The following is a 23,408-nucleotide window of genomic DNA, read 5'->3' as shown; positions in this document are numbered from 1 at the left end:
CCCTCACCTGGCGTAGCGGTACGCCATGCATACCCTACTGGGGGTAGATAAGGCCACTGGCAAAGAGAGCGATTCGATGTCTGAACGTTTACAGGCGCCATCGCGCGCCCATCCGGATACCCATCAGCGCGGTCAAGACAAGGTGGGGCCGGTTCTCAAAAGGCCCGGGGGTTTCAGCCAGCGATCGGCCGAGCAGCGAGGGGAGGTCCTGCCCAAACCGGCATGGATCCGTGCACGCGCTGCCCTTGGCCCCAATATAGTCCGGATCAAGTCGCTGCTGCGCGCCCAGGGGCTTACTACCGTCTGCGAAGAGGCCCAGTGCCCCAACCTCGGCGAGTGCTTTCACCAGGGCACCGCGACCTTCATGATCCTGGGCGACCGCTGTACCCGCCGCTGCCCCTTTTGCGACGTCGCCCACGGGCGCCCTGCACCTCCAGACCCCCAAGAACCCGACTGCATCGCCGAAGCCGTCGCCCACTTGGGTCTGCGCTATGTCGTTCTCACCTCGGTCAACCGCGATGACCTGCGTGACGGCGGGGCAGCTCAGTTTGCCGCCTGTGTACGCGCCATTCGCAGACGCACGCCGGGGGTGAGGATCGAGTGTCTGGTCCCCGACTTTCGCAGGCGGGAGACAGTCGCCCTCCAAGAATTGACCGGCGATGCCCTGCCCGATGTCTTCAATCACAACCTTGAGACCGTCCCGCGCCTGTATCCCGTAGCGCGCCCGGGCGCCGATTATCTGGGCTCGTTGCGCCTGCTTGCGATCCTCCAAGAACACCATCCCGATATCCCGACCAAGTCCGGGCTCATGCTCGGGCTAGGCGAGACCTGGGACGAGCTGATCGTCGTGATGCAGGATCTGCGCGCGTATGGTTGCATCATGCTGACGCTCGGGCAGTATCTACAGCCATCGCCCGCACATCTGCCGGTTCAGCGCTATTGGTCGCCGAATGAGTTCACCGAGCTTCGCCGGATCGCTGAGGGGATGGGGTTCGTGAGTGTGGCCAGCGGTCCACTGGTGCGTCCTTCCTATCAGGCCGAGCAGCAGGCCCGGGGGGTGCTTTAGTCCTGCAGGGTGCATAGCGCGTGCCCTATCCAGGCGCAGTCGCTGTCTGTAAGAGCCGTTCTAGGGCGAACAAGCGCTCGGGCGTGCCGATGTCAAACCACAGCCCCCCATGATGCCGCCCGCTGACCTTGCCTTGATCCGCTGCCCGTCTGAGCAAGGGGGCGAGCGGAAAGGCGCCGGGGGTGCAGCCGAAAAAGAGCTCGGGCCGATAGACCCCGATGCCGCTGAAGGTGAGCCTGGGGTCCCCGGCATTGGACACCCGCCCGTCGTTCAGGGCGAAGTCGCCCTGCGGGTGATGCGCCGAGTTATCGACCAAGACCAGATGGGCAAGCTCCGCTGGGCCGATGCTTAGGGTTGAAAGATCCAGGTCACACCAGATGTCGCCGTTGATCACCAAAAATGGCCCAGGCCCCAGCCAAGGGAGCGCATTGAAGATCCCGCCCCCGGTCTCCAGTGCCGACGATTCCGGCGAATAGCGGATTCTAATCCCGAAACGCGCCCCATCCCCCAGCGCCGACTCGATCATCCAGCCGAGATGGGCGTGATTGATCACGATCTCCCGGATCCCTGCCTGAGCGAGGCGCTCCAGATGATATTGGATCAAGGGCTTACCGCCGGCCTGGAGCAGCGGCTTAGGGGTGTGATCGGTCAAGGGGCGCATGCGCTCGCCGCGCCCGGCGGCTAGGATCATCGCCTTCATCTAGGGATCTGCAGGCGGGTGGAGAGGGGCATGGGCCCCCTCGTTGCACTCCAGAAAGATCCGCCGCTCGCAGGTCTTGCAGACCCCCTTGTCGAGCTTTTGATAGATGGCGCGGATCGCCGCGGTCTTGGATTGAAAGACATTGCGCAGCGCGTCGTCCTCCAGATAGCCGAACTGATCGAGCGACTCCCACAGTCCCTGTTTGACATTGATGAGATAGATCCCTCCACCTGCTGCCCGCCGGCGTTCGGCCTCGGCGGCTAAGGTCTGACCGCCCTGGAGATCGACGAAATTGATGCCATTGGCGATCAGGGCGATGTGTCTCTGTTCGGGGTAGGTCGTGCGCAGCCAGTCGAAATACTGCTCGACATGGGCCACAGACCCGAAAAACAGCGAGCCGTCGATGCGCACGAAGCGAAGCTGCGGGCATTGCGCAAGCTCGGGGTCGCTGGAGAAGGCGTGTTGGGGCAGACGGGGGTCGGGGGCGAGGGTGACGATGCGCGGCTTCGAGGTGCGTTCGAGATAGAGCACCAAGGACAACAATACGCCGGCGAAGATCGCAAACTCAAGGTCCAGAAACAGCGCCGAGAAAAAGGTCACCGCCAAGACCGCGGTCTCACGCCTGGATGAATGCAGGATGTGGCGGATCTCATCGCGATCGATCAGTCCCCAGGCAACCAAAAACAAAACCCCCGCCATGGCCGCCTTGGGGAGATAGCCCGCATAGGGGGCGACCAAGAGCACGACCACCATGAGAAACAGGGCGGCGAAGATCGCGGCCAGGGGCGTGCGCGCCCCTGCTTCATAGTTGACCCCGCTGCGGTTGAACGAGCCGGTGGCGACATAGGCCGAAAAGAACGACCCCGCGATATTGGACAGCCCCTGGGCGATGAACTCCTGATTGCCGTCGATCCGGTAGCCCCCGCGTGCGGCGAGCGCACGGGCGATCGAGACCGCCTCGGTCAGGGCAAACAGGGTGACCGCCAGGGCCGCAGGCGCCAGCTCGCGGATGTGATCCAGGCTCAAGGAAGGCGCAGAAAGCGGCGGGAACTGGGCGGGCAGGGCGCCGACGGACGCGATCCGCGTCGTTTCCGGACCCAGCCAGTTGTTGAGCCAGAAGGCGGCGAGGCTGCCGCCGAGGATGGCGACGATCATATAAGGGACCTGCGGCAGCCAGCGCCGGCAGGCGATCCCGATCCCGAGGGTGATCAAACCCACCAGGGTAGCCGCCGGATTGAGCCCGGGTAGATGGAGGGTAAACCGCCAGAGGAGCTCATGGAGGTGTCCGCTCGCATCCATCTCGATCCCGAAGAAGTGCTTGAGCTGTTTGGCGGCGATCAGGACCGCGGCAGCAGCGGTGAATCCCACCACCACCGAGTGCGAGATGAAATTGACGAGTGCCCCCATCCGCGCCAGGCCTAGGGCAAGCTCGATCACTCCGACCATAAAGGTCAGGGTCAGGGCAAGGGTCACATAGTCCGGGCTGCCGGGGACAGCGAGCAGTGAGAGCGCCGAAAAGAGCACTACAGATGCGGCTGTGGTGGGGCCCGAGACCAGATGGCGCGACGAGCCGAACCAGGCAGCGATGATCGCCGGGATCATGCCGGCATAAAGCCCGTATTCGGGCGGCATGCCGGCGATGGTGGCAAAGGCCACGCCCTGAGGCAGGACGACGATCGCCCCCGTCAATCCGGCGATGAGATCGGCGCGTAGATCCCGCCCCCTCACCTGCGGCAGCCAGGTTTGATAAGGTCTGGTCCAGGACCAATCGAGCGACTGTAAGGCGCGGCCCAGGGTCTTGACAGGATCGACGCGCAGGTCGTGATAAAGGGATTGCAGACGGTACATCACAGAATGAAGGTGTGTAGTAGGGGACGCAGTGCGTACCCTATAGGCTTAGATTTTGATCGTCAGCCGCTGCTCGGCCTCGCGATATTTGGCAGCGGTGCGGGCGATGATCTCATCGGGAAGTACGGGCGCAGGCGGGCGCTTGTCCCAGCCGATGGACTCGAGATAATCGCGCACGAACTGTTTGTCGAAGCTCGGCGGGCTGATCCCGATCTGATATTGATCCGTAGGCCAAAAACGCGAAGAGTCTGGGGTCAGCACCTCGTCGATGAGGTGCAGCCGCCCTGACTCATCCAGCCCAAATTCGAACTTGGTATCCGCGATGATGATCCCCCGCTCGCGGGCATAGTCGGCGCAACGCCGATAGATCGCCAGGCTCAGGTCGCGCACCTCGGCTGCAAGCTCAGACCCTAAAAGCCTCACCACCTCGGCGAAGGGGATGTTTTCGTCGTGGGCACCCACCGCCGCCTTGGTCGAAGGGGTGAAGATCGGCTCGGGGAGCCTCTCAGCAAGCCGTAGGCCCTCGGGCAAGGCGATCCCGCAGACTGCACCTGTCGCCTGATAGTCCTTCCAGCCCGAACCGATCAGATAGCCGCGGACGATCGCCTCCACTGGCAGGGGTGTGAGGCGCTTGACCACCAGGGCGCGATCGCCGAGCTCGGCTATAAGCTCCGGGTCTTGGACGACCGCCGCCACTGGGACCTGGACGAGATGATTGGGCACGAGGTCCTGGGTGCGCCCAAACCAGAAGCGCGACAGACGCGCCAAGACCTCCCCCTTGCCGGGGATGGGCTGGGGCAAGATCACATCGAAGGCGGACAGGCGATCGGTGGTGACAAAGAGCAGATGCTCATCGTCGATCCGATAGAGATCGCGGACCTTGCCGCGCCCGATGAGTTCAAATCCCGACAGATTAGCTTGATACAATGCGGACATCTGGGTTGATCCAGGGGTGATGTAGCTGCGATTATAACGCCCTTTGAGGGCGATCAGCGCGATTTCAGTCATGAAACAGATCATCTGCACCGACCGGGCACCGCGCGCCATCGGTACCTATTCGCAGGCCGTGCGCATCGGCAATACCGTCTATCTCTCGGGTCAGATCCCCCTGGTCCCCGAGACCATGGAGCTGATCGAGGGCGACATGGCTGCCCAGATCAAAAGGGTCTTTGAGAACCTGCGCGCTGTGGCGCAGGCGGCGGGGGGGGACCTCAAGGACATTGTCAAGCTTAATGTGTTTTTGCTTGATCTCAACGATTTCGCCCTGGTCAATCAGATCATGGCCGATTATTTCCAGGAGCCCTATCCGGCACGGGCAGCGGTTGGGGTGGCGGCCCTGCCGCGCGGGGCACGGATAGAGATGGATGCCGTGCTGGCCTTAGAATGAGCCGGGGTCAGGTGATGTCTGGCTGGGGTCTTCGGCCCGCACTCGGGCGTAGGGTGTGTATCGCGCACCCTCTAGCACTGAAGGGCATCCCCGTAGGGTACGCAGTGCGTACCCTACTGTTGCTTTCGGCGCTCGCCGGTTGCAGCAGCGCCCCGCAGCGCGAGCCGCCGAAGCCCCCGCCACCCGCAAGTCCTGGCAGTTCGAGTGTCAGCGACCTGACCCGCTCCCCTGGGTTTGCGCCCTTTGTCGAACGCATGCGCCGCCACGGATTTACCCCCGAGCAGACCCGAGCGATCCTCGCCGGCGCCCGCTATCAGCCCTCGGTCATCGAGCTCATGGACCGCCAGGCCCCGCGCACCCTTGGAGCGAGCGGTGCCTGGACCCGCTATCGTGCCAAGTTTGTCAATGAGACGGTGATCGCTGCCGGTGCCGACTTTGGGGAACGCCATGCAGGGGCCCTTGCCCGCGCCGAGTCGCGCTACGGGGTACCGGCGGAATATATCCTCGCCATCATCGGGGTCGAGACCCGCTATGGTCAGGTCCTGGGCAAGACCCGCATCATCGATGCACTCGCCACCCTGGCATTTGCCTATCCCCGCCGGGCCGACTATTTCAGCCAAGAGCTCGAACACTATCTCCTCATGGTGCGGGAAGAGGGGCTCGACCCCTATGCCCCGCGCGGTTCGTTCGCCGGGGCGATGGGCCTGGGTCAGTTCATGCCATCGAGCTTCAGGCGCTACGCAGTCGATTTCAACGGCGATGGGCATCGCAACCTCTGGGACCCGATCGATGCCATCGGCAGTGTGGCCCATTATTTTGCGCAAAACGGCTGGCGGCGGAGTGGGGTGGTCGCAGTGCCGGCAGAGGTGCAGTCGCTGACCCGTGCCCGCGCCTTGGAGAGCGGTCTAGATAGCCGCCACAGCCTCGCTGCGCTCGCCCAGGCGGGCATTGTCCCAGCGCGTCCGGTGAGGTCTAGCGAGCCGGTTAATCTGCTTCGGCTCGATGCCGAAGGCGGGAATGAATACTGGCTGGGGTTTGAAAACTTCCGGGTCATCACCCGTTATAACCGCAGCGTCTATTATGCAATGGCCGTCCATCAGCTCGCCCAGGCGATTCGGGCACGGCGGGCCAAGCAGATCGGGGCGTAGGATGAACAATGCATACCTTCTTAAGTCCAAGCAGGGTGCAGAGCGCGCTCCCCACGAGGCAGGATGTCGGCCTTTGCCGGAATGACCAAGTGTCTATGTGTCAGCCATCGATAGCCCCTTAGATCAACGCCCGGTCAACTCACTCAAAGGGGCCGGACCCAGGGTCGCCGAGCGCCTGCTGCGCCTCGGCATCCGCACGGTCCAGGACCTCTTGTTTCATCTGCCGCTGCGCTATCAGGACCGCAGTCGGCTCTCCCCCTTGGCCGCACTGTGCCCGGGGATCGAGACCTGGGTCGAGGGTCAGGTCTTAGATGCTGGGATCAGCGCTGGGCGCAGGCGCTCGCTCAAGGTTTGGCTGGGTCCGGTCGATCTGCCAACCGGCGAGATGGCCTTCGGCCAGGGGCTGTTGCTGCGGTTTTTCCACTTTTCGGCACAACAGGCAGCCGCCTTCCGCCCCGGCGAGCGGCTCTATTGTTATGGTGAGGTGCGCCAAGGGCCGCAGTCGCTCGAGATGATCCATCCCGAATATCGCTTCCAGCGCGGCGATCCCTCCCCTTTGAGCGCGCATCTCACCCCCGTCTATCCCTCGACCGAGGGCCTATCCCAACGCCAGTGGTGGGCGTTGACCGAGCAGGCCCTCGTCCTCTTGGAGAGATGGCCGCTTGCTGAGCTCTTGCCGCCCGAGGTCTTGGCGCCTCTGGGTCTGCCCGGGCTCAACGATGCCCTGAAATTCATCCATCGCCCCTCCCTAGGCACGCCACTCGCCGAGCTGGCCGAGGGTCGGCATCCGGCGATCAGGCGGCTTGCCTTTGAAGAGCTGGTCGCCCAGCAAGCCAGCCTACGCCGGCTGCGCCGCGCTGCCCACACCCTGGCTGCACCTGTTTTGGTAGGCGATGGCCGCCTGGTCGGTGGCCTGCGCGCAAGCCTCCCCTTCCAATTGACCGCGGCCCAGGAGCGCGTCATCGCCGAGATCAGCGCCGATCTCAAACAACCTCGCCCGATGCGCCGCTTGTTGCAAGGCGATGTGGGCTCGGGCAAGACCATCTTGGCTGCGCTGGCTGCCTTGCAAGTGGTCGAATCTGGCCATCAGGCGGCGCTCATGGCACCGACCGAGCTACTCGCCGAACAGCATCAGCGCAATCTCAGTCAATGGCTGGCACCCTTGGGGATAGCGCCTGTGTTGCTCGCTGGACGCCACAAGGGGCGCGAGCGCGAAGCCCGACGACAGGCCATCGCCTCGGGCGAGGCCCAGATCGTCGTCGGTACCCACGCCCTGATCCAGGAGGACGTCGTCTTTCGCGGGCTTGGGCTCATCATTATCGACGAACAGCACCGCTTCGGGGTTCATCAGCGGCTCAAGCTGCGCGAGAAGGGACGCACCCAGGGCCTGCATCCCCATCAGCTCATCATGACCGCGACCCCGATCCCACGCTCGCTTGCCATGACACTCTATGCGGATCTGGACCTGTCGGTGATCGACGAACGGCCTCCAGGCCGCACACCGGTCATCACCCGCGCCGTCCCGGATACCCGACGCGACGAGGTCATCGAGCGGGTGCGGCTTGCCTGTCTCTCAGGGCGCCAGGCCTATTGGGTTTGCACCCTGATCGAGGAGTCCGAGGTCCTGGAGTGTCAAGCCGCCGAGGAGACGGCGCGCGAACTCCAGGCGCGTCTGCAAGGCGTGCGAGCGGGTCTGGTGCACGGCAGGCTCAAGGCCCAGGAGCGCGATGCGGTGATGGGCGAGTTTGCCGCCGGGCGGCTGGATCTCTTGGTGGCGACCACGGTGATCGAGGTCGGGGTCGATATCCCCAATGCAAGCCTGATGATCATCGAAAACCCCGAGCGCCTGGGGCTTGCCCAGCTCCATCAACTGCGTGGTCGGGTCGGACGCGGCGCGGTCGAGAGCTATTGCCTGCTTCTCTATCACCCGCCCTTATCCGAGATCGCGCGCGAGCGCCTGGCGATCATCCGCAACCTCACCGACGGCTTTGCCATCGCCGAACGGGATCTTGCCATGCGCGGCGCCGGCGAGGTCTTGGGGACACGCCAGAGCGGTGTCCTGCAACTGCGTATTGCCCAGCCCTTGCGCGACCAACCCCTGGTTGCCCCCGCCCAACGCGCCGCCGATGTGCTCCTGGATCGCTACCCAGAATTCGTCACACCCCTGATCGACCGTTGGCTCGGCGAACGAGAGCATGATGGGGGGGTGTAGGCTGGACAACTGCCAGGTTGCCCCCGCCCAACCGGTTGGGCATGGGCGTTCTCCCCCCTACACCCACCGCCGCAGCCGCGCCTGGAGATCCTCATGCAGCGACAAGAGGGCGGGGGTAAAGATCAAGACCAAGACGGTGGCAAAGCCGACACCGAAGGCGAGTGAGACGGCCATGGGGATCAGGAACTGCGCCTGGAGGCTCTTCTCGAAGATCAGCGGCCCGAGTCCCACGACCGTGGTCACCGAGGTTAACAACATGGCGCGCAGCCGAGAGACCGCGGCCTCCACCAAGGCCTCTTCGACCGGCATCCCAGATTCGCGAAGCTCCTGATAGAGGCTGACCAGGATGATCGCATTGTTGACCACGATCCCCGAGAGACCAAAGAGCCCGAAGAGCGAGAGGATGGTGAGGTCCAGTCCCAGCAGCCAGTGACCGACGAGCGCACCGACCAGACCGAAGGGGATGGCAGTCATCACCACCAGCGGCCAGCCCCAGCTCCCGAAGACTGCGGCCAGGATCATATAGATCAGCGCCAGCCCCAGGAGCACCCCAAGCCGCATGTCGCCCAAGGTCTCGCGCTGGTCGGCGGCGCGTCCCTCGAAGCTGTATTCGATCCCATAGCGGGCGACGAGCTCGGGCAAGAGGTCGCGCTCTAGGGCAGCGCGGACATTGTCTGGGGTATTGAGCGCGCGATCGATATCGCCCGACACCTCGACCGCCAGCCGGCCGTTGGCATGACGCAGGGCCTCGAATCCGCGTCTCGTCTCCCAGAAGGCGACGGTGCTCAAAGGCACGAAGCGCCCATCGGGGGCGCGCACCAGCAGGCGTTCCAGGGTCGCTAGGCGTTCGCGTTCGGCGCGCGGCAGAAGTACCCGCACCTCGAGTTCGTCCTGCCCGACCTGCACCAGTTGCACGAGATACCCGTCGAAGGCGGCACGCAACTGGCGTCCGAGCGACTCGGTGGTAAAGCCCAGGGCCAGGCCCTGGGGGGTGAGGCGATAGATCAGTTGCTCACGACCGAAAGGCAGGTTATCGCCCAGGTTCGAGACCCCGGAGACGGACTCCAGGCTCTGGGCGAGTCCCAGGGCTGCGGCCTTCAGGCGCTCGGGGTCATCGCCGACCAGACGTACCGTGAGGTCCCGGCCCGGCGGCCCTGGGCGCTGCTCCGAGATCACCAGGCTTTCGAGACCCGGGGGCAGGTGCGTCTTGGCGCGCCAGGTGGCGATGAAACGCTCGTTGCGGATACTGCGTTTTTCTGAGGGGACGAGCTGGACCAGGATCGAGGCGAGCTGATCGCCGCTGGGCGCAGCCCCCGCCTCGACCATGACCGTAGTCCCGAGTCGTGCGACCGCCGATTCGATCAGGTGACCGCCGAGAGCACGTTCGGTCTCGATCAGTGAGCGCTCGAGCTCGGCGAGAAAGTCCGCGGTCTGTTGGCGCGGTGTGCCAGCAACCAGGGTGACATTGGCAAAGATGAGCTGCGACTCGGGCGTGGGAAAAAAGACGAAGGGCACCCGCCCGCCGACCAGAAGGCCAACGGCCAAGAGCAGCAGGGCGAGGACGAGGCTTAAGGTCACAACGCGCCACCTGAGCGCCCAGACCAAGAGCGGGCGATAGACCCCCTCGCGGAAGCGGTCAAGGGCGTCATTGACCCGCGCCCGCCAGCACGGGAGGCTGAGCGTCCGGTGATGCTCGAAGGCCATGCGCAGGTGATTGGGCATCACCAGAAAGACCTCGAGGAGGGAGGCGATGAGCACGGTGATTGCAACGAAGGGGATGTCGCGTAGGATATTGCCCATGACCCCGCCGACCAGCATCAGGGGCAGGAAAGCGGCGATGGTGGTCAGGCCCGAGGCCATGATCGGCCAGAACATCCGCTGCGCCCCCAGGATCGCCGCCTCGGCGGGGACGAGCCCTTGGCTGAAGCGCATCTCGGCATATTCGCCAACCACGATGGCATCGTCGTCGATGATGCCGAGCGTCAGGAGCAGCCCGAAGAGGCTCATCATGTTGATGCTGCCCCCCAGCCCCCAGAGGAGCGCCAAGGCCGCCAGATAGGCGGTGGGGATGCCCATCGCCACCCAAAAGGCCACCCGCCCAGGCAGGAAGATAAACAACAGGGTCAGGACCAGGACCAGGCCTTGAATGCCATTCTTGGCCAAGAGATTGATGCGGTCGGCGATCACCTGCCACTGGGTGTCGAAGACGCGAAGGTCGATCGAGGACGGCAGGGTGGGTCGGGTGGCCGCAAGCCAATCGTCGAAGATCCGCGCCGCGCGCAGCGAATGGCCCTGCTCGGAGCGCTGAAGCAGGAGCTCAACCGTGACGGGCTTGTCGGCAAGGGGGATCGGGTCTTGGCCCACCGGGATCGAATAGAGGGCAAGGCTCGTGGGTCTGGCCTCGCGCACGATGGTCGCCACATCCCCGAGACGCACCAGCGTACGGTCGCCGGCGATGATGGGAAGATCCAGAAAGCCCAGTGCCTCGCGCCGCTGTTCGAGGCCACGGAGCTCGCGCGCGCCCTCTGCCTCACCCGCAACCCCTGCCGGCAGGTCGCGCGCGAGTCGCCCCACCTGTTCGCCGATGCCGTCGAGCGCAAGCCCCAGGGTCTCGAGGGCCGCGGCGGGCACCTGGATGGCGATCCGGTCATCGGGCAGCCCCGAGATGTCCACCCGATCGATCCCATGCGCTAGAAGCTCGCGCTCAAATTGCCTGACCCAAGGGCGCAGGGTCTCAAGGTCTGGACCCGAGACCAAGAGACGCGCGACCGGCTCATAGCGCGAGACGCGAAAGATCTGCGGCGTCTCGGCATCCTTTGGAAGGTTACGAAATTCGTTTACCCTCTGGCGCACCTGATCGAGCGCCAGCAAAGGGTCCGTCCCCTCCTTGAGCTCCAGGGTCATGCTCGCGATCCCCTGGGCAGCGGTGGCGGTGAGTTTTTTCAGCCCATCGATGGTCTTGAGCCGCTCCTCCAGGGGGATGATGACCCCGTTCTCGACGTCCTCGGCAGAGGCACCGCTCCAGACCACACGCACGGCGATGATGTCGAGGGCGAAGGTCGGGAAGAATTGGACGTTCATGCGCACAAGCGCCAAGGCGCCGAGGAGCCAGATCCCGAGCATCAGGAGATTGGCGAGCAGGCGGTGGCGGACGAAGAGGGCGATGAGACCGCTGTTCATGCCACCTGGGGCATCGAAAAGACCTGTCTTGTCGTTCCGGCGTGCGCCAAACCCAGCATGCGGGCGCCACCCTGAATCCACTCATCGGCATGCGCCGGTGTGACTGAGCCCTGGGCAGGGCTCGGCGTGCGGGGTGCCTGGGCGCCTGCAGGAGACAGGGTCCTTTCGGCGTTTGTCGATGAGTCGGGCATGGCAAGCGTCTCAACGACCTCGACCTTGAGCGCCTCGATCGCATGCGGCAGATGGGTGACCATCACCGCCTCCCCGGGCTCGAGCCCAGGGACGCGCAGCACGGCGCGGCCATCGGCGAGCTCACCGACCCGCTCGATGTCGAGCGCCTTTAGGCGCCCGTCGCGCACGGCAAAGATCCGTTCGGCGCCGTGCAGGGCAGACAAGGGCAGGGCGATGGTCCCAGGGGCAGGGGGACGTTCGAGCGCAAGCGTCACGAAGGCGCCCAGCGGCAGCTCGATGCCGGGCGCAACCTGCAGTAAGGCATCGACCCCGCGGGCATCGGCCTCACCGCTTAAACGTTCCAAGACGGCGACGAAAGGCCAGCCGGCGTATTCGCCCTGGGCCGCTAGACGCTGGTTTTGGGCCAGCGCTATCCGCAGTTCGGCGGCATAGGCCCCGGGGATCTTGGCGCGCACATAGAGCCCAGAGCGCGGATACAGGGTCAGGATCGGCTGATTGGGCTGGAGCTGATCGCCGGCGGCGGCCTCGACCGTGCCAATCCGCGCAGCGAAGGGGGAGCGAATCAGGGCGCGCTCTTGATCGCGCTCGGCCTCGGCGAGGGCCGCTTCGAGGATTTCCAAACGCGCCGGATGCTCAGCGATCGCCTGTTCGCGTAAGGTCACCGCCAGGCGGGCACGGGCGTATTGCTCGCGGGCAGTATCGACGCTCGCCTCTGAGCCGAGCTGTTTGGACTGCACCGACTGGGCGCGTTCCAGGGCGAGCTGGGCGAGGCGCAGGATCTCGCGCTCTTGTTCAAGGGCTGCGCGATCATGGGCAAAGCGCAGGCGCTCGCGTTCGACCTCGGCACGCGCCTTGGCGACCCGAGGTTCGATGTCCTTGGGGTCGAGACGCGCCAGCATCGCCCCCGCCTCGACCGTCTCGCCGTCGCGTACCCGCACCTCTAAAAGCCTGCCGGCAAAGGGTGCGGTCGCACGGATGCGGTCGGGGGCCTCGCTGCGCCCGAAGAGGCTGAGGACGGGGCGATAGGCAGCAGGGGTGGGATAGACGACCGCCACCCGCCACACCCGCTCTTGGGCAGGGACCGGATGGGGACGGGGGCGGGTGGCCTTGAGCACAATGGACCCCCCGATCCCGACTGCCAGGATCAAGAATGGGAGCAAGAGACGCGGTATGGGTCTTGACATCTCGGGGTAAGGGGGCGGGTCTCCCGCCTAAGCTGGGCCGGGCATGGCGCGCGCAGGTATTCGGCCTGCAGCGGGCGGACCCTGAAGGTTGGACCGGACAGTCATGGACGCGTGGTCTGTTCTCCAGGACCGCTGGCAGCGCGGTTGGCCTGACGACCTCCACTTGGATCGCTGGCTGCCGGCTGTCGCTCCGAGATCGGTGCAGGGGCAGCGGGCGGGGTGTGCGCAGACGTTTGACCGCCCATCTTTCCAGATGTCTCCTCCAGGATGGTCTCTAAAGGCCGGCGCTGGGCCTGTTCGTCCAGGATGCGTTTGAGTTCCTCGGCCTTGAGCTCGCGTTCGATCTCTTGTTGAACGCCGATCAGGGTGCGGCGCGCGCGCCCAACCCATTTGCCTGCCACCCGCGCTAAATGCGGCAGGCGCTCGGGTCCGACCACTACCAGCGCCACCACCGCTACCAGAAGCAGTTCCTGAAACCCGATGTCGAACATGCGATATCCGGTCTCGGCTTAGACCATCAGGCGCGGTCGCGCTGGGTGGTCGAATCGACCGGACGTGTCTGGGAGTCGCCTGGGCAGGCACCCGGGCCTTGGGTGAGATGTGACGCACTGCCGGCCTCTTCTTTATCCTTATCTGAATTGGCGAGTGAATTGCGAAAACCGCGGATGGCCTCGCCGAGATCCGAGCCGATGTTTTTCAGGCGCTTGGTGCCAAACAAGAGGACGACGATCAAGAGGATGATCAGGAGCTGCCAGAGACTGATGCCAGCGACACCCATGAGTGTTCTCCGTTCAGATGTGGTGCAGTGCGGGGACGAAAGCAGGCAGGGATGTGGCCCTGAGCCGCACGGAGGACGAGATCATAGCGCAGGCGCCTTTGGCTTGGAAATCGCCTCTGGTCCCTGGTGTAGGCCAGGGCGCAGTCGGGGGCATGGCGGCAGGCCCTGCCCGGGTTCGCACTGAATCCCAACGGACATACCATGAAACTCCATCTGCTCTGTATTGGCCGACGTATGCCGGATTGGATCGCCGCGGGCTACCGCGATTATGCGCGCCGCCTGCCGCTGGAGTGCGCCCTCAATCTCATCGAGATCGAACCGGTTCAGCGGTCGCGCAACCTACCCGCCGACCAGGTCCGCGCCGAGGAGGGGCGGCGGTTGCTCAAGGCCGTGCCTAAGGGGGCCGAGCTCATCGCTCTCGATGAGCATGGCCAGACCTTGAGTACCCGGGCCCTGGCCGAACGCATGCGTGCGTGGCTGGCCGATGGGCGCGACCGCGCCTTCTTGGTCGGAGGAGCAGAAGGCCTGGCGGCGGACTGTCTCAATCAGGCGAACGCTGTCTGGTCGCTGTCGGCCCTGACCTTCCCGCATCAATTGGTGCGGGTTATCCTGGCCGAGCAGTTCTATCGTGCCTGGAGCCTGATGAAGGGCCATCCTTATCATCGCGACTGATCCGACCGCTGATGAACACCGCCGAACGAGCTGCCTTGTGTACTGATGTCCCCCCTCAGCTCTATCTCGCCTCGCGTTCGCCGCGGCGCGCTGAACTCTTGCGCCAGATCGGAGTACGCTTCGTGCCGATCGAGACCAGGGTCGATGAGGGCCAATGGCCCGGCGAAATGGCCGAGGACTATGTCCGGCGTCTGGCGCTCGCTAAGGCCCAGGCTGGACGCGCCCGCATCGAGCCTAGCGATCCGCGTCCAGTCTTGGGCGCAGATACTGCTGTAATCATCGGCACTGAGATCCTAGGAAAGCCGCACGACTGGCCCGATTTCCAGCGCATGATGGGACTGTTGGCGGGGAATACCCATCGCGTGCTCACCGGCGTGGCACTCGCCGGGTTGCAGGAGACCTGGTATGCGCTCAGCACCAGCCAGGTGAGCCTGCGGGCGATCGCCCCAGACGAACAATGGGCCTATTGGCAAAGCGGCGAGCCCAGAGATAAGGCCGGGGGCTATGCCATTCAGGGGCTCGGCGCCTTGTTTGTAGCTGATCTCCAGGGCAGTTATTCGGGGGTCATGGGCCTGCCGCTCTATGAGACCGGGCGTTTGCTGCAACAGGCGGGGCTCACCTTGCTGAATTCAGATGTCATCTCCAACCCGATCCCGCTAGGACCTGAGTCGTGAGTGAAGAAGTCCTGATCAATATCACCCCGCCCGAGACCCGGGTGGCCGTCATCGAAAACGGGGTGGTGCAAGAGATCATCATCGAACGCGCCGAGCGTTGCGGTCTGGTCGGGAATATCTACAAGGGGCGGGTCTGTCGCGTCCTGCCGGGGATGCAGGCGGCATTCGTGGACATCGGGCTAGAACGCGCTGCCTTTCTGCACGCCTCGGATATCCATGCCGCCTGCGGCCCCAACGGGGCCCAGATCTATGAGCTGGTCCACGAGGGCGATCTCATCGTGGTCCAAGTGGTCAAGGACCCGCTCGGCACCAAGGGCGCGCGCCTGACCACCAATATCTCCATCGCCTCCCGTTATCTGGTCTATATGCCGAAGGTGGCAACGACAGGGGTATCGCAAAAGATCGAGGACGAGGAGGAGCGGCGCCGGCTGCGCGAGATCCTCCAGCGCCAGGTCGAGCGCGAGGGTATCGAGGGGGGGTTCATCGCCCGCACTGCCGCCGAAGGGGTGGGCGAGGAGGCAATCGAAAAGGAAGTCGCCTTTTTGCGCAAGCTCTGGACGGGGATTCGCGAACGCTGCGCCAATACCAGCCGCATCGCCCTGATCCACGACGACCTGCCGTTGGCCTTGCGCGCCCTGCGCGACCTGGTGACCCCGGAGGTCGAGCGCATCCGCATCGACTCGCGCACCATGGTCGAGAAGGCGCTCGACTTCGCCTCCAGCTATATCCCCGACATCGCGCCGCGGATCGAGCATTATCAGGGCGAGCGCCCCCTATTCGACCTCTATGGCGTCGAGGAGGAGATCCGCAAGGCCTTGCAGCGTAAGGTGGCCCTCAAGTCCGGCGGCCATCTGGTCATCGATCAGACCGAGGCCATGACTACGATCGACGTCAATACCGGCGCCTTCGTCGGCCATCGCAATCTCGAGGAGACGATCTTTAAGACCAATCTCGAGGCGGCGCAGGCGATCTGCCGACAATTGCGCCTGCGCAACCTGGGCGGGATCATCATCATCGACTTCATCGACATGACCGAGGAGGAGCACAAGCGCCAGGTCTTGCGCGCGCTTGAGAAATGCCTGGCGCGCGATCATGCCAAGACCCAGATCAGCGAGGTTTCATCCCTCGGTTTGGTCGAGATGACCCGCAAGCGAACCCGGGAGTCCTTGGAGCATATCCTGTGCGAGCCCTGCCCATGCTGCGGCGGTCGGGGTTCGATCAAAACCGCGCAGACGACCTGTTATGAGATCTTCCGCGAGATCCTGCGCGAGTCGCGTCAATTCGAGGTCAAAACCTTTTTGGTGCTGGCCTCGCCCGAGGTAGTAGATCGGCTGCTCGATGAGGAATCGGCGCATCTGGCTGAACTCGAGGAGTTCATCGGGCGCCCGATCAAGCTCCAGGCTGAGGCGCTCTATACCCAGGAGCAATACGACATCGTCCTGATTTGAGCAGGCAGCCCCTGTATCGAGATGCCCTTTCCCCAGCGCGATCCATGCTCCAAAGCGGTCGCGGGTATAGGTTGGCTACAGCTCGCGCGTCGCCAAGAAGCGCACCTCCGGCCAGCGCTCCTCGGCCAGGCTGAGATTGACCAGGCTCGGGGCAAGATAGACCAGGTGGTCGTCGCCATCCAGCGCCAGATATTCGAAGCACTTTTCTTTGAAACGCTCTAAGACCCGCGGGTCGGTGCATTGGATCCAACGCGCGGTCTTGATGCTCACCGGCTCGACCGCTGCCTCGACCCCATACTCTGACCGCAGACGATAGGCAGCGACCTCGAACTGGAGCATGCCGACCGCACCCAGGATGAGGTCGTTGTTTTTGAGCGGGCGGAATGACTGGGTGGCGCCCTCCTCGGCGAGCTGAATGACCCCCTTGTGCAACGCCTTCATGCGCAAGGGGTTCTTGAGCACGATCCGCCGAAAGAGCTCGGGGGCAAAATAGGGGATGCCCTCGTATTTCAGGTCCTCGCCCTCGGTGAAGGTATCGCCGATCTGGATGGTGCCGTGGTTGTGCAGCCCGATGATGTCGCCCGGCCAGGCCTCCTCGACATGACGGCGCTCATCGGCCTGAAAGGTGATGGCATTGGCCACCTGGATGGTCTTGCCGATGCGCACATGGCGCAGCCTCATCCCCTTTTGATAGCTCCCCGAGCAGACGCGCACAAAGGCGATGCGGTCGCGATGCGCGGGGTCCATGTTGGCCTGGATCTTAAAGACAAACCCGGTGAATGCCGGTTCGTCCGGCGTGACGCGGCGCTGGCGGGCCATGCGCGGGCGCGGCGGCGGGGCGTATTGGACAAAGGCATCCAAGAGCTCGCGCACCCCGAAGTTGTTGATCGCCGAGCCGAAAAAGACCGGCGTCTGTCTGCCGGCAAGATAGGCGTCGAGGTCGAAGGCATGGCTGGCCCCCTCGACCAGCTCGAGCTCGGCGCGCAACTCATCGGCTTGTTCGCCCAGGACCTCGTCCAGGCGTGGATTGTCCAGCCCCTTGATGACCTCGCCCTCGATGACCCGCCCGCCATGCTGGGCGGAAAACAGATGGGTGCAGCCGGTGCGCCGGTCATAGACCCCCTTGAACCGCCGCCCCATGCCGATCGGCCAGGTGATGGGCGCGCATTGGATCTTTAGGATCTGCTCGATCTCATCCAGGACCTCGATCAGGTCGTGCCCCTCACGGTCGAGCTTATTGATGAAGGTGAGGATGGGGGTGTCGCGCAGCCGACAGACCTCCATGAGCTTGATCGTGCGCTCCTCGACGCCCTTGGCGACATCGATCACCATGAGCGCCGAATCGACCGCGGTCAGGGTGCGATAGGTATCCTCCGAAAAGTCCTCATGGCCCGGGGTGTCGAGCAGATTGACCACCGCCCCACCATATTCAAACTGCATAACGGATGAGGTCACCGAGATCCCGCGCTCCTTCTCTAAGGCCATCCAGTCCGAGGTCGCATGACGGGCTGCCTTGCGCCCCTTGACCGTGCCGGCCAATTGGATCGCCCCGCCGAAGAGCAAAAGCTTTTCGGTGAGTGTAGTCTTGCCGGCATCGGGGTGCGAGATGATGGCAAAGGTACGGCGCTTGGCGATCTGTTCCTGAAGTTCGGTCATGGTTGGTGCTTGAATCCAAGATTAATCGGCCCGGTCTCTTGGCTGAAACGATGTTCAAGGCGAGGCGTCTGCCAAAAGCCTTTGCGCCCGCGCGATGGCGGCGCGGACCTGGTTAGGCGCGGTTCCCCCAAAATGATCGCGCGCGGCCACCGAGCCCTCTAGGGTCAGGGCGGCAAAGACATCTGACTCGATGAGGGGCGAGAACTGCTTGAGCTCATCCAGACTGAGCTCCGCGAGGTCGCGTCCGACCTGGAGCCCATAGGCCACGGCGCGCCCGACGATATGATGGGCCTCGCGGAAGGGCAGGCCTTTGCGCACCAGATAATCCGCCAGGTCCGTTGCCGTGCTGAACCCCTGTTTGGCCGCTGCCCGCATGCGCTCGCGATCGACCTCGATCGCCCCCATCATGTCGGCAAAGACCTTGAGCGACCCCTTGAGGGTATCGACCGTATCGAAGAGCGGCTCCTTGTCCTCCTGGTTGTCCTTGTTATAGGCCAGGGGCTGGGCCTTCATTAGGGTCAAGAGGGCCATCAGATGACCGAAGACCCGCCCCGTCTTGCCGCGGACGAGCTCGGGGACATCGGGGTTCTTCTTCTGCGGCATGATGGATGAGCCAGTACAAAAGCTATCGGCGAGCGCGATGAAGCCGAACTGGGCCGACGACCAGAGGATCAGTTCCTCGGCAAAGCGCGACAAGTGCATCATCAGGATGGCAGCGGCGGCGACAAACTCGATGGCAAAATCGCGGTCCGAGACCGCATCGAGCGAGTTCTCGGCGGGCGCATCGAACCCCAGGAGCTCGGCGGTATAGTGCCGGTCGATGGGATAGGTCGTGCCGGCTAGGGCCGCGGCACCCAGGGGTAGGATATTGACACGCCGCCGGCAATCGGCCAGACGCGCGCGGTCGCGTTCCAACATCTCGAACCAGGCGAGTAGATGATGGCCAAAGGTCACCGGCTGGGCGGCCTGGAGATGGGTAAACCCAGGCAGGATGGTCTCGGCCTCGCGCTCGGCAAGGTCCAACAAGACCCCTTGCAAACGGGCGATCGCCTGCCGGATGGCATCGATCTCCTCGCGCAGCCACAGGCGCACATCGGTCGCCACCTGGTCGTTGCGCGAGCGGGCGGTATGGAGCCTCTTGCCGGCTTCGCCGATCTCGGCGGTCAGGGCTGACTCGATGTTCATATGGACGTCTTCCAGGGCGACTGACCACTGGAAGTCCCCAGACTCGATCTGCACCTGGATGCACTCAAGACCCTGGATGATCGCATCGCGCTCGGACTCGCTGAGGATCCCTTGGCGGGCGAGCATCCGCGCATGGGCAATGGAGCCCTGGATGTCATGGCGATAGAGCCGGCGATCGAAACCGATCGAGGCGGTGAAGGACTCGACGAAGGCATCGGTCGGGGCCTGGAGGCGCCCCGCCCAGGGCTTTTCCTGTGGATTCGGCAAGGGGTGCGATGCGTCTGACATGATCGGGTACAGTGGTTGAAAGGAAGCCGATTTTATACGCTTGCGCCGAGGTTTGCGCTGAACCTTGTAGATTGCATCCCGGATGATTGCATCCTACTGCGCAGGCGCGATTAGCTCAGGGCGTGCAGCATCCTGCAGGGCGCACGTCGGCCGGCAAGTGCGCCTGCGCTTGGCGGCAAGCAGCGGCGCACCCCCCTGCAGGGTGCGGCAAGGGCAGTGTGGCGCGCGTCAACGGGCACAGCAAGGAGGGGCTCAAGGGCCACCGCTTGGTCAGCGGCCAGGATCTGGAGTGTACCTTTTTGCCCTAAGCTTGGCGCTCCAAGCATCATCTGCCCCAGGCCGCCCTTAGCGCTCGAACGCCTTGCCGGCCATGCATGGCTGATCGGGGCAGCGGCCCGAGCTGTTTCTTAAGCGACCCCACGATCAGCCGGGATACGACACTAGATGGGATCCCGGTCTTTGGTAAGGACGGAAATATCTACTCTGTTGGTGATCGCCGGACTCAGCGTCTGGCGTCTGATCATGGCTGCCCTGCTGCCGATCACCCAGGATGAGGCCTATTATCTCGATTGGGCCAGACACTGGTCACTCGGTTATTTTGATCATCCGCCCGCTGTGGCCTGGCTAGGGGCAGGGATCTGGCTGGCACCAGGGACGGTACTCGCCGGACGGCTCGGCGGGCTGTTGGCGGGGATCCTGGCCCTGGTAGTGCTCGACCATCTGTATCAGCGCTGTGGTCTGACCGATCGCCATACCCGCGCCTTGGCGCTATTGCTCACCGGCGCGCATCTTCTCGGGATCTCGGGCGGTATCCTCATCACCCCCGATAGCCTGCTGATTTTGGCATGGGCCTTGGCGTTGCACGAGGCCGAGCGCGCCTTAAACACCGATCCACGCCGCTGGCTGACGGCGGGCGCGGCGATCGGTCTGGGCCTGCTGAGCAAATATACGATGCTGCTGATCGGACCGGTGTTGCTTGCGGCGCTCCTCTGGAGCGATTGGCGCCGCAATGAGATGGCAGGTGTTTGGCGCGGTCTCCAGTTGCTTAGCCCTTGGCCCTGGGCGGGGGCGCTCGTCGCTTTGCTCATCTTTGCGCCCAATCTGCTCTGGAATGCTCAAAACGGCTGGCTGACCATCGGCTTTCAGCTCGGGCATGGGTTTGCTATAGAGGTGGGAGGCGCGGTCGCGCCCGAGGTCAATGCCATCGATCATGGTGCCTACCAGACCCTCGCTGAGCGCTTCTTAAGCCTAATGGGATATCTCATCGCCCAGATTGAGCTTTGGGGCCTGATCGCCCTGCTAATGCTTTGGGTATTGGCGCAAAGACTCACCGGGCGGGTGCAGGGGGCGCGCAGTGTATCCCCTGCTGCGGATGAGACACCCGCCTCTCCAGAGGTAAGCACAGCGCGCATCCTCTTGGGGTTGGCGGGCATTATTCCCTTAGGGGCCTTTGCCCTGGTTTCTTGGATCAGCCCGGTCGAAGCCAATTGGCCGGGGATGTATCTCATCGGCGCCGCACCCTTCGTTGCCCAGTGGTTGGGGGTTGACGTCCGCTGGGCAAGGGGTGCGGCTTTGGGGAATCTTGCCCTCGCCACCCTCTTGGTACTCGCCCTCGCTCAGGGGTCTGCTCTTCCTTCGCTTACAGATCGGTCCAGCCGGCTATTGCGCGAGACTGCCGGATTTGCCCAACTTGCCGATTATGCTGCCCGACTCGATGCGCCGGTCTATGCCGACCGCTATCAGCTCGCCGCCATGCTGCGCTTTTACCGCCCTGATCTGGTAGAAACGACCCAGTGGCCAGGGTTAGAACGGCCTTCTGAATATCTGCGCGGCAGGATCGCCCCGCGCCTTGCGCCAGAGCGGAGCACCGGTCCCTCTTGGTTGCTGACCCACTCGATCCATCCACCGCTGCTCCCTGGTCTGCAGCTCCAGGAGTGGCGGGTCTTGCTCCTCTGCCCAGGCCGAGGATTGGTCGAGGTCGAGGCCGAGCCTGCGCCTTGCCGCCGGCCCATCCAGCATTGGTCGCTCTATCGCTATGCACCGCTTGGGATGAGTACTCCCTCGCCGTAGGGTGGGCAACACTTTGGCCAAACCCGAGAAGCGGCTATGATCGAGGGCCAAGGGTCGGCCTGTGCCCCCACCTATCCGTTGCCCAAGCGAAACCTCTGTCATGCCCTACCGCCCCCTACGCGCCCGCATCCATCTCGCTGCCATCCGTCACAATTATCGCCTGGCCAAGCAAGCGGCCTCCACTGCCAAGGCGCTGGCAGTGATCAAGGCGAATGCCTATGGGCATGGGGCGGTGGCGGTCGCCCGTGCCTTGGCCCCCGAGGCCGATGGCTTTGCTGTCTCTTGCCTCGAGGAGGCCCTGGAGCTTCGCGATTCGGGGATCGAGGCGCCGATCCTATTGCTTGAAGGGGTCTTTGCGCCGGATGAGCTCCCCCTTACTGCCCGGCTCGATCTTACGGTTGTCATCCACAACCGACTACAATTGGCATGGGTCTTGGGTGCTCGCCCTGACCGCCCGCTAGGTTGTTGGATCAAGCTCGACACCGGCATGCACCGCCTGGGTTTTGCGCCTGAGGAGCTCCCAGAGGTGATGGCGAGTCTCGAGGATTGCCCCCATGTCCGGTTGCAGGCGGCTATGACCCACTTCGCCCGCGCCGATGAACCCGAGCACCCCTATACCGCCAAACAGATCGCGGCCTTTGAGCGGGCGCTCGCCGGCAAAAGGATCGCCAGCAGCCTTGCCAACTCGGCGGCTCTGTTGTCTGAACCGCGCGCCCATGGCGACTGGACCCGCCCGGGGATCATGCTTTATGGCGCCTCGCCCTTTGCCGATCCTACAAGACCGCTTCTGGGAGATCTCAGGTTGCGCCCGGCGATGACCCTGGAGTCGGCGCTGATCGCGATTAAGGAGCTGGCACCCGGCGAGCCGGTCGGCTATGGCGGGCGATTTGTCTGCACGCGTCCGACGCGTCTGGGGATTGCCGCCCTGGGCTATGCCGATGGTTATCCCAGACATGCACCCGACGGCACGCCCATCGCCGTCGCCGGCCAGTTGACGCGGTTGATTGGTCGGGTCTCGATGGACCTCTTGACCCTGGATCTCACCGACATCGCGGCCCAGCCCGGCGATCGGGTAGAGCTTTGGGGTGAGCAGGTCTCGGTCGGTGCGGTCGCAGCAGCAAGCGGAACCATCGCCTATGAGCTCTTGACCGGCATCGGTCGGCGGGTACCTTTGATCCATGAATAGACAGCCGATCCTGGTTACCGGGCCTGCGCGCAGCGGCAAGAGCAGCTGGGCCGAGCGCCTCGCCCATGAATCGGGGCGTCGGGTGGTTTATCTCGCTACCGCACGCGAAGACCCCAATGACCCTGAATGGCAGGCACGGATCGCCGCCCATCGCCGCCGCCGCCCCGTCTATTGGCAGACCCTGTGTGAGCCTGTTGAGTTGGCCGCCGCCATCCGCTCGGCGGGCGAGGTGTGCCTGTTGGTCGATTCGCTCGGGAGCTGGGTGGCCAATCTCCTGGCGCTTGATGATGTGGCCTGGTCCGAGCAGGTCGATGCCCTCTTGGCCGTGCTTGCCCAACCCTTGGCCGACCCATTGATCCTGGTTGCCGAGGAGTGCGGTTGGGGGGTGATCCCGCCCTATCCCAGCGGAAGGCTGTTTCGCGATCGGCTAGGCGAGCTCATCCAGCGGATTGGGCCATTCTGCGCTGCGGTTTGGCTGGTGACCGGCGGGTATGCATTGGATCTCAGGCGGTTGGGCGTACCTCTAGCCTGAGA

At 64.1% G+C, this 23,408-nt stretch carries 19 protein-coding genes; 10 read left to right on the top strand and 9 right to left on the bottom strand.

Translation table 11 applies throughout. The annotated features are described in order from the left end of the window. Positions 1-76 precede the first annotated feature (76 nt). A complete protein-coding gene (gene lipA / locus GWK36_RS12600) occupies positions 77-1,066 on the top strand; it encodes a lipoyl synthase (RefSeq protein WP_166271584.1) in 990 nt (329 codons plus the stop codon). Positions 1,067-1,091: 25 nt separating this feature from the next. Here the strand turns inward: lipA and murU are convergent, their stop codons facing one another. Genes murU through GWK36_RS12585 form a run of 3 tightly spaced genes read right to left on the bottom strand, consistent with a single transcriptional unit; the run spans position 1,092 to position 4,550 of the window. Further along, positions 1,092-1,766 (bottom strand): N-acetylmuramate alpha-1-phosphate uridylyltransferase MurU, encoded by a 675-nt coding sequence (gene murU, locus GWK36_RS12595; RefSeq protein WP_166271582.1) that lies wholly within the window; start codon positions 1,764-1,766, stop codon positions 1,092-1,094. Continuing rightward, positions 1,767-3,614 (bottom strand): SulP family inorganic anion transporter, encoded by a 1,848-nt coding sequence (locus tag GWK36_RS12590; protein WP_166271580.1) that lies wholly within the window; start codon positions 3,612-3,614, stop codon positions 1,767-1,769. A 48-nt stretch (positions 3,615-3,662) separates the two neighbouring features. Further along, positions 3,663-4,550, bottom strand: coding sequence for a phosphoribosylaminoimidazolesuccinocarboxamide synthase (locus GWK36_RS12585; RefSeq protein ID WP_166272717.1), 888 nt, complete (start codon positions 4,548-4,550; stop codon positions 3,663-3,665). A gap of 70 nt (positions 4,551-4,620) precedes the next feature. On the opposite strand from GWK36_RS12585, the gene GWK36_RS12580 reads away from it, so the two are divergent. From GWK36_RS12580 to recG, 3 genes are all read left to right on the top strand, one after another. Further along, entirely contained in the window at positions 4,621-5,001 is a 381-nt protein-coding gene (locus GWK36_RS12580; protein WP_166271578.1) for a RidA family protein, read from the top strand. Positions 5,002-5,015: 14 nt separating this feature from the next. Beyond that, positions 5,016-6,149 carry a lytic murein transglycosylase B gene (mltB, locus tag GWK36_RS12575; RefSeq protein ID WP_166272715.1) on the top strand — a complete coding sequence of 378 codons (1,134 nt, stop codon included), beginning with the start codon at positions 5,016-5,018 and terminating at the stop codon, positions 6,147-6,149. A 97-nt stretch (positions 6,150-6,246) separates the two neighbouring features. Further along, on the top strand, positions 6,247-8,361 hold the full coding sequence (gene recG, locus GWK36_RS12570) for an ATP-dependent DNA helicase RecG (RefSeq protein WP_166271576.1): 2,115 nt from the start codon (positions 6,247-6,249) through the stop codon (positions 8,359-8,361). 57 nt (positions 8,362-8,418) lie between these two features. Here the strand turns inward: recG and GWK36_RS12565 are convergent, their stop codons facing one another. The 4 genes from GWK36_RS12565 to tatA form a co-directional block, all read right to left on the bottom strand. After that, positions 8,419-11,541, bottom strand: coding sequence for an efflux RND transporter permease subunit (locus GWK36_RS12565; RefSeq protein WP_166271574.1), 3,123 nt, complete (start codon positions 11,539-11,541; stop codon positions 8,419-8,421). Then, on the bottom strand, positions 11,538-12,917 hold the full coding sequence (locus GWK36_RS12560; protein ID WP_166271572.1) for an efflux RND transporter periplasmic adaptor subunit: 1,380 nt from the start codon (positions 12,915-12,917) through the stop codon (positions 11,538-11,540). Before GWK36_RS12560 ends, GWK36_RS12565 begins: the two co-directional genes overlap by 4 nt. Before the next feature lie 101 nt (positions 12,918-13,018). Next, on the bottom strand, positions 13,019-13,408 hold the full coding sequence (gene tatB / locus GWK36_RS12555) for a Sec-independent protein translocase protein TatB (RefSeq protein ID WP_166271570.1): 390 nt from the start codon (positions 13,406-13,408) through the stop codon (positions 13,019-13,021). Positions 13,409-13,434: 26 nt separating this feature from the next. After that, the gene (gene tatA, locus GWK36_RS12550; protein WP_166271568.1) at positions 13,435-13,695 is read right to left on the bottom strand and encodes a twin-arginine translocase TatA/TatE family subunit; all 261 of its coding nucleotides are present in this window, start codon (positions 13,693-13,695) and stop codon (positions 13,435-13,437) included. 201 nt (positions 13,696-13,896) lie between these two features. Between tatA and rlmH the strand changes: the two genes are divergently transcribed. Genes rlmH through rng form a run of 3 tightly spaced genes read left to right on the top strand, consistent with a single transcriptional unit; the run spans position 13,897 to position 16,489 of the window. Then, positions 13,897-14,367: a 23S rRNA (pseudouridine(1915)-N(3))-methyltransferase RlmH gene (rlmH, locus tag GWK36_RS12545; protein ID WP_166271566.1), complete on the top strand. Its 471-nt coding sequence runs from the start codon at positions 13,897-13,899 to the stop codon at positions 14,365-14,367. Positions 14,368-14,378: 11 nt separating this feature from the next. Continuing rightward, positions 14,379-15,041, top strand: coding sequence for a Maf family protein (locus GWK36_RS12540; protein WP_166271564.1), 663 nt, complete (start codon positions 14,379-14,381; stop codon positions 15,039-15,041). Beyond that, positions 15,038-16,489: a ribonuclease G gene (gene rng, locus GWK36_RS12535; RefSeq protein WP_166271562.1), complete on the top strand. Its 1,452-nt coding sequence runs from the start codon at positions 15,038-15,040 to the stop codon at positions 16,487-16,489. Before GWK36_RS12540 ends, rng begins: the two co-directional genes overlap by 4 nt. 75 nt (positions 16,490-16,564) lie before the next feature. Here rng and GWK36_RS12530 read toward each other — a convergent pair whose 3' ends face one another. Then, positions 16,565-18,145: a peptide chain release factor 3 gene (locus GWK36_RS12530; protein WP_166271560.1), complete on the bottom strand. Its 1,581-nt coding sequence runs from the start codon at positions 18,143-18,145 to the stop codon at positions 16,565-16,567. 54 nt (positions 18,146-18,199) lie between these two features. Continuing rightward, a complete protein-coding gene (gene argH, locus GWK36_RS12525) occupies positions 18,200-19,597 on the bottom strand; it encodes an argininosuccinate lyase (RefSeq protein WP_246237563.1) in 1,398 nt (465 codons plus the stop codon). Between the two features lie 510 nt (positions 19,598-20,107). On the opposite strand from argH, the gene GWK36_RS12520 reads away from it, so the two are divergent. From GWK36_RS12520 to cobU, 3 genes are all read left to right on the top strand, one after another. After that, positions 20,108-21,688, top strand: a complete 1,581-nt coding sequence (locus GWK36_RS12520; protein ID WP_246237562.1) for a glycosyltransferase family 39 protein — start codon at positions 20,108-20,110, stop codon at positions 21,686-21,688. 100 nt (positions 21,689-21,788) lie between these two features. Continuing rightward, positions 21,789-22,874 carry an alanine racemase gene (alr, locus tag GWK36_RS12515; protein ID WP_166271554.1) on the top strand — a complete coding sequence of 362 codons (1,086 nt, stop codon included), beginning with the start codon at positions 21,789-21,791 and terminating at the stop codon, positions 22,872-22,874. After that, complete coding sequence (gene cobU, locus GWK36_RS12510) at positions 22,867-23,406, top strand: bifunctional adenosylcobinamide kinase/adenosylcobinamide-phosphate guanylyltransferase (RefSeq protein ID WP_166271552.1); 540 nt, start codon at positions 22,867-22,869, stop codon at positions 23,404-23,406. Before alr ends, cobU begins: the two co-directional genes overlap by 8 nt. Positions 23,407-23,408: the final 2 nt, after the last annotated feature.

The organism is Caldichromatium japonicum, from assembly GCF_011290485.1.
In the GTDB taxonomy this organism is placed as follows: Bacteria; Pseudomonadota; Gammaproteobacteria; order Chromatiales; family Chromatiaceae; genus Thermochromatium; species Thermochromatium japonicum.
The sequence above is the reverse complement of the archived record's forward strand: the minus strand, read 5'-3'. Positions and strand labels throughout refer to the sequence as shown.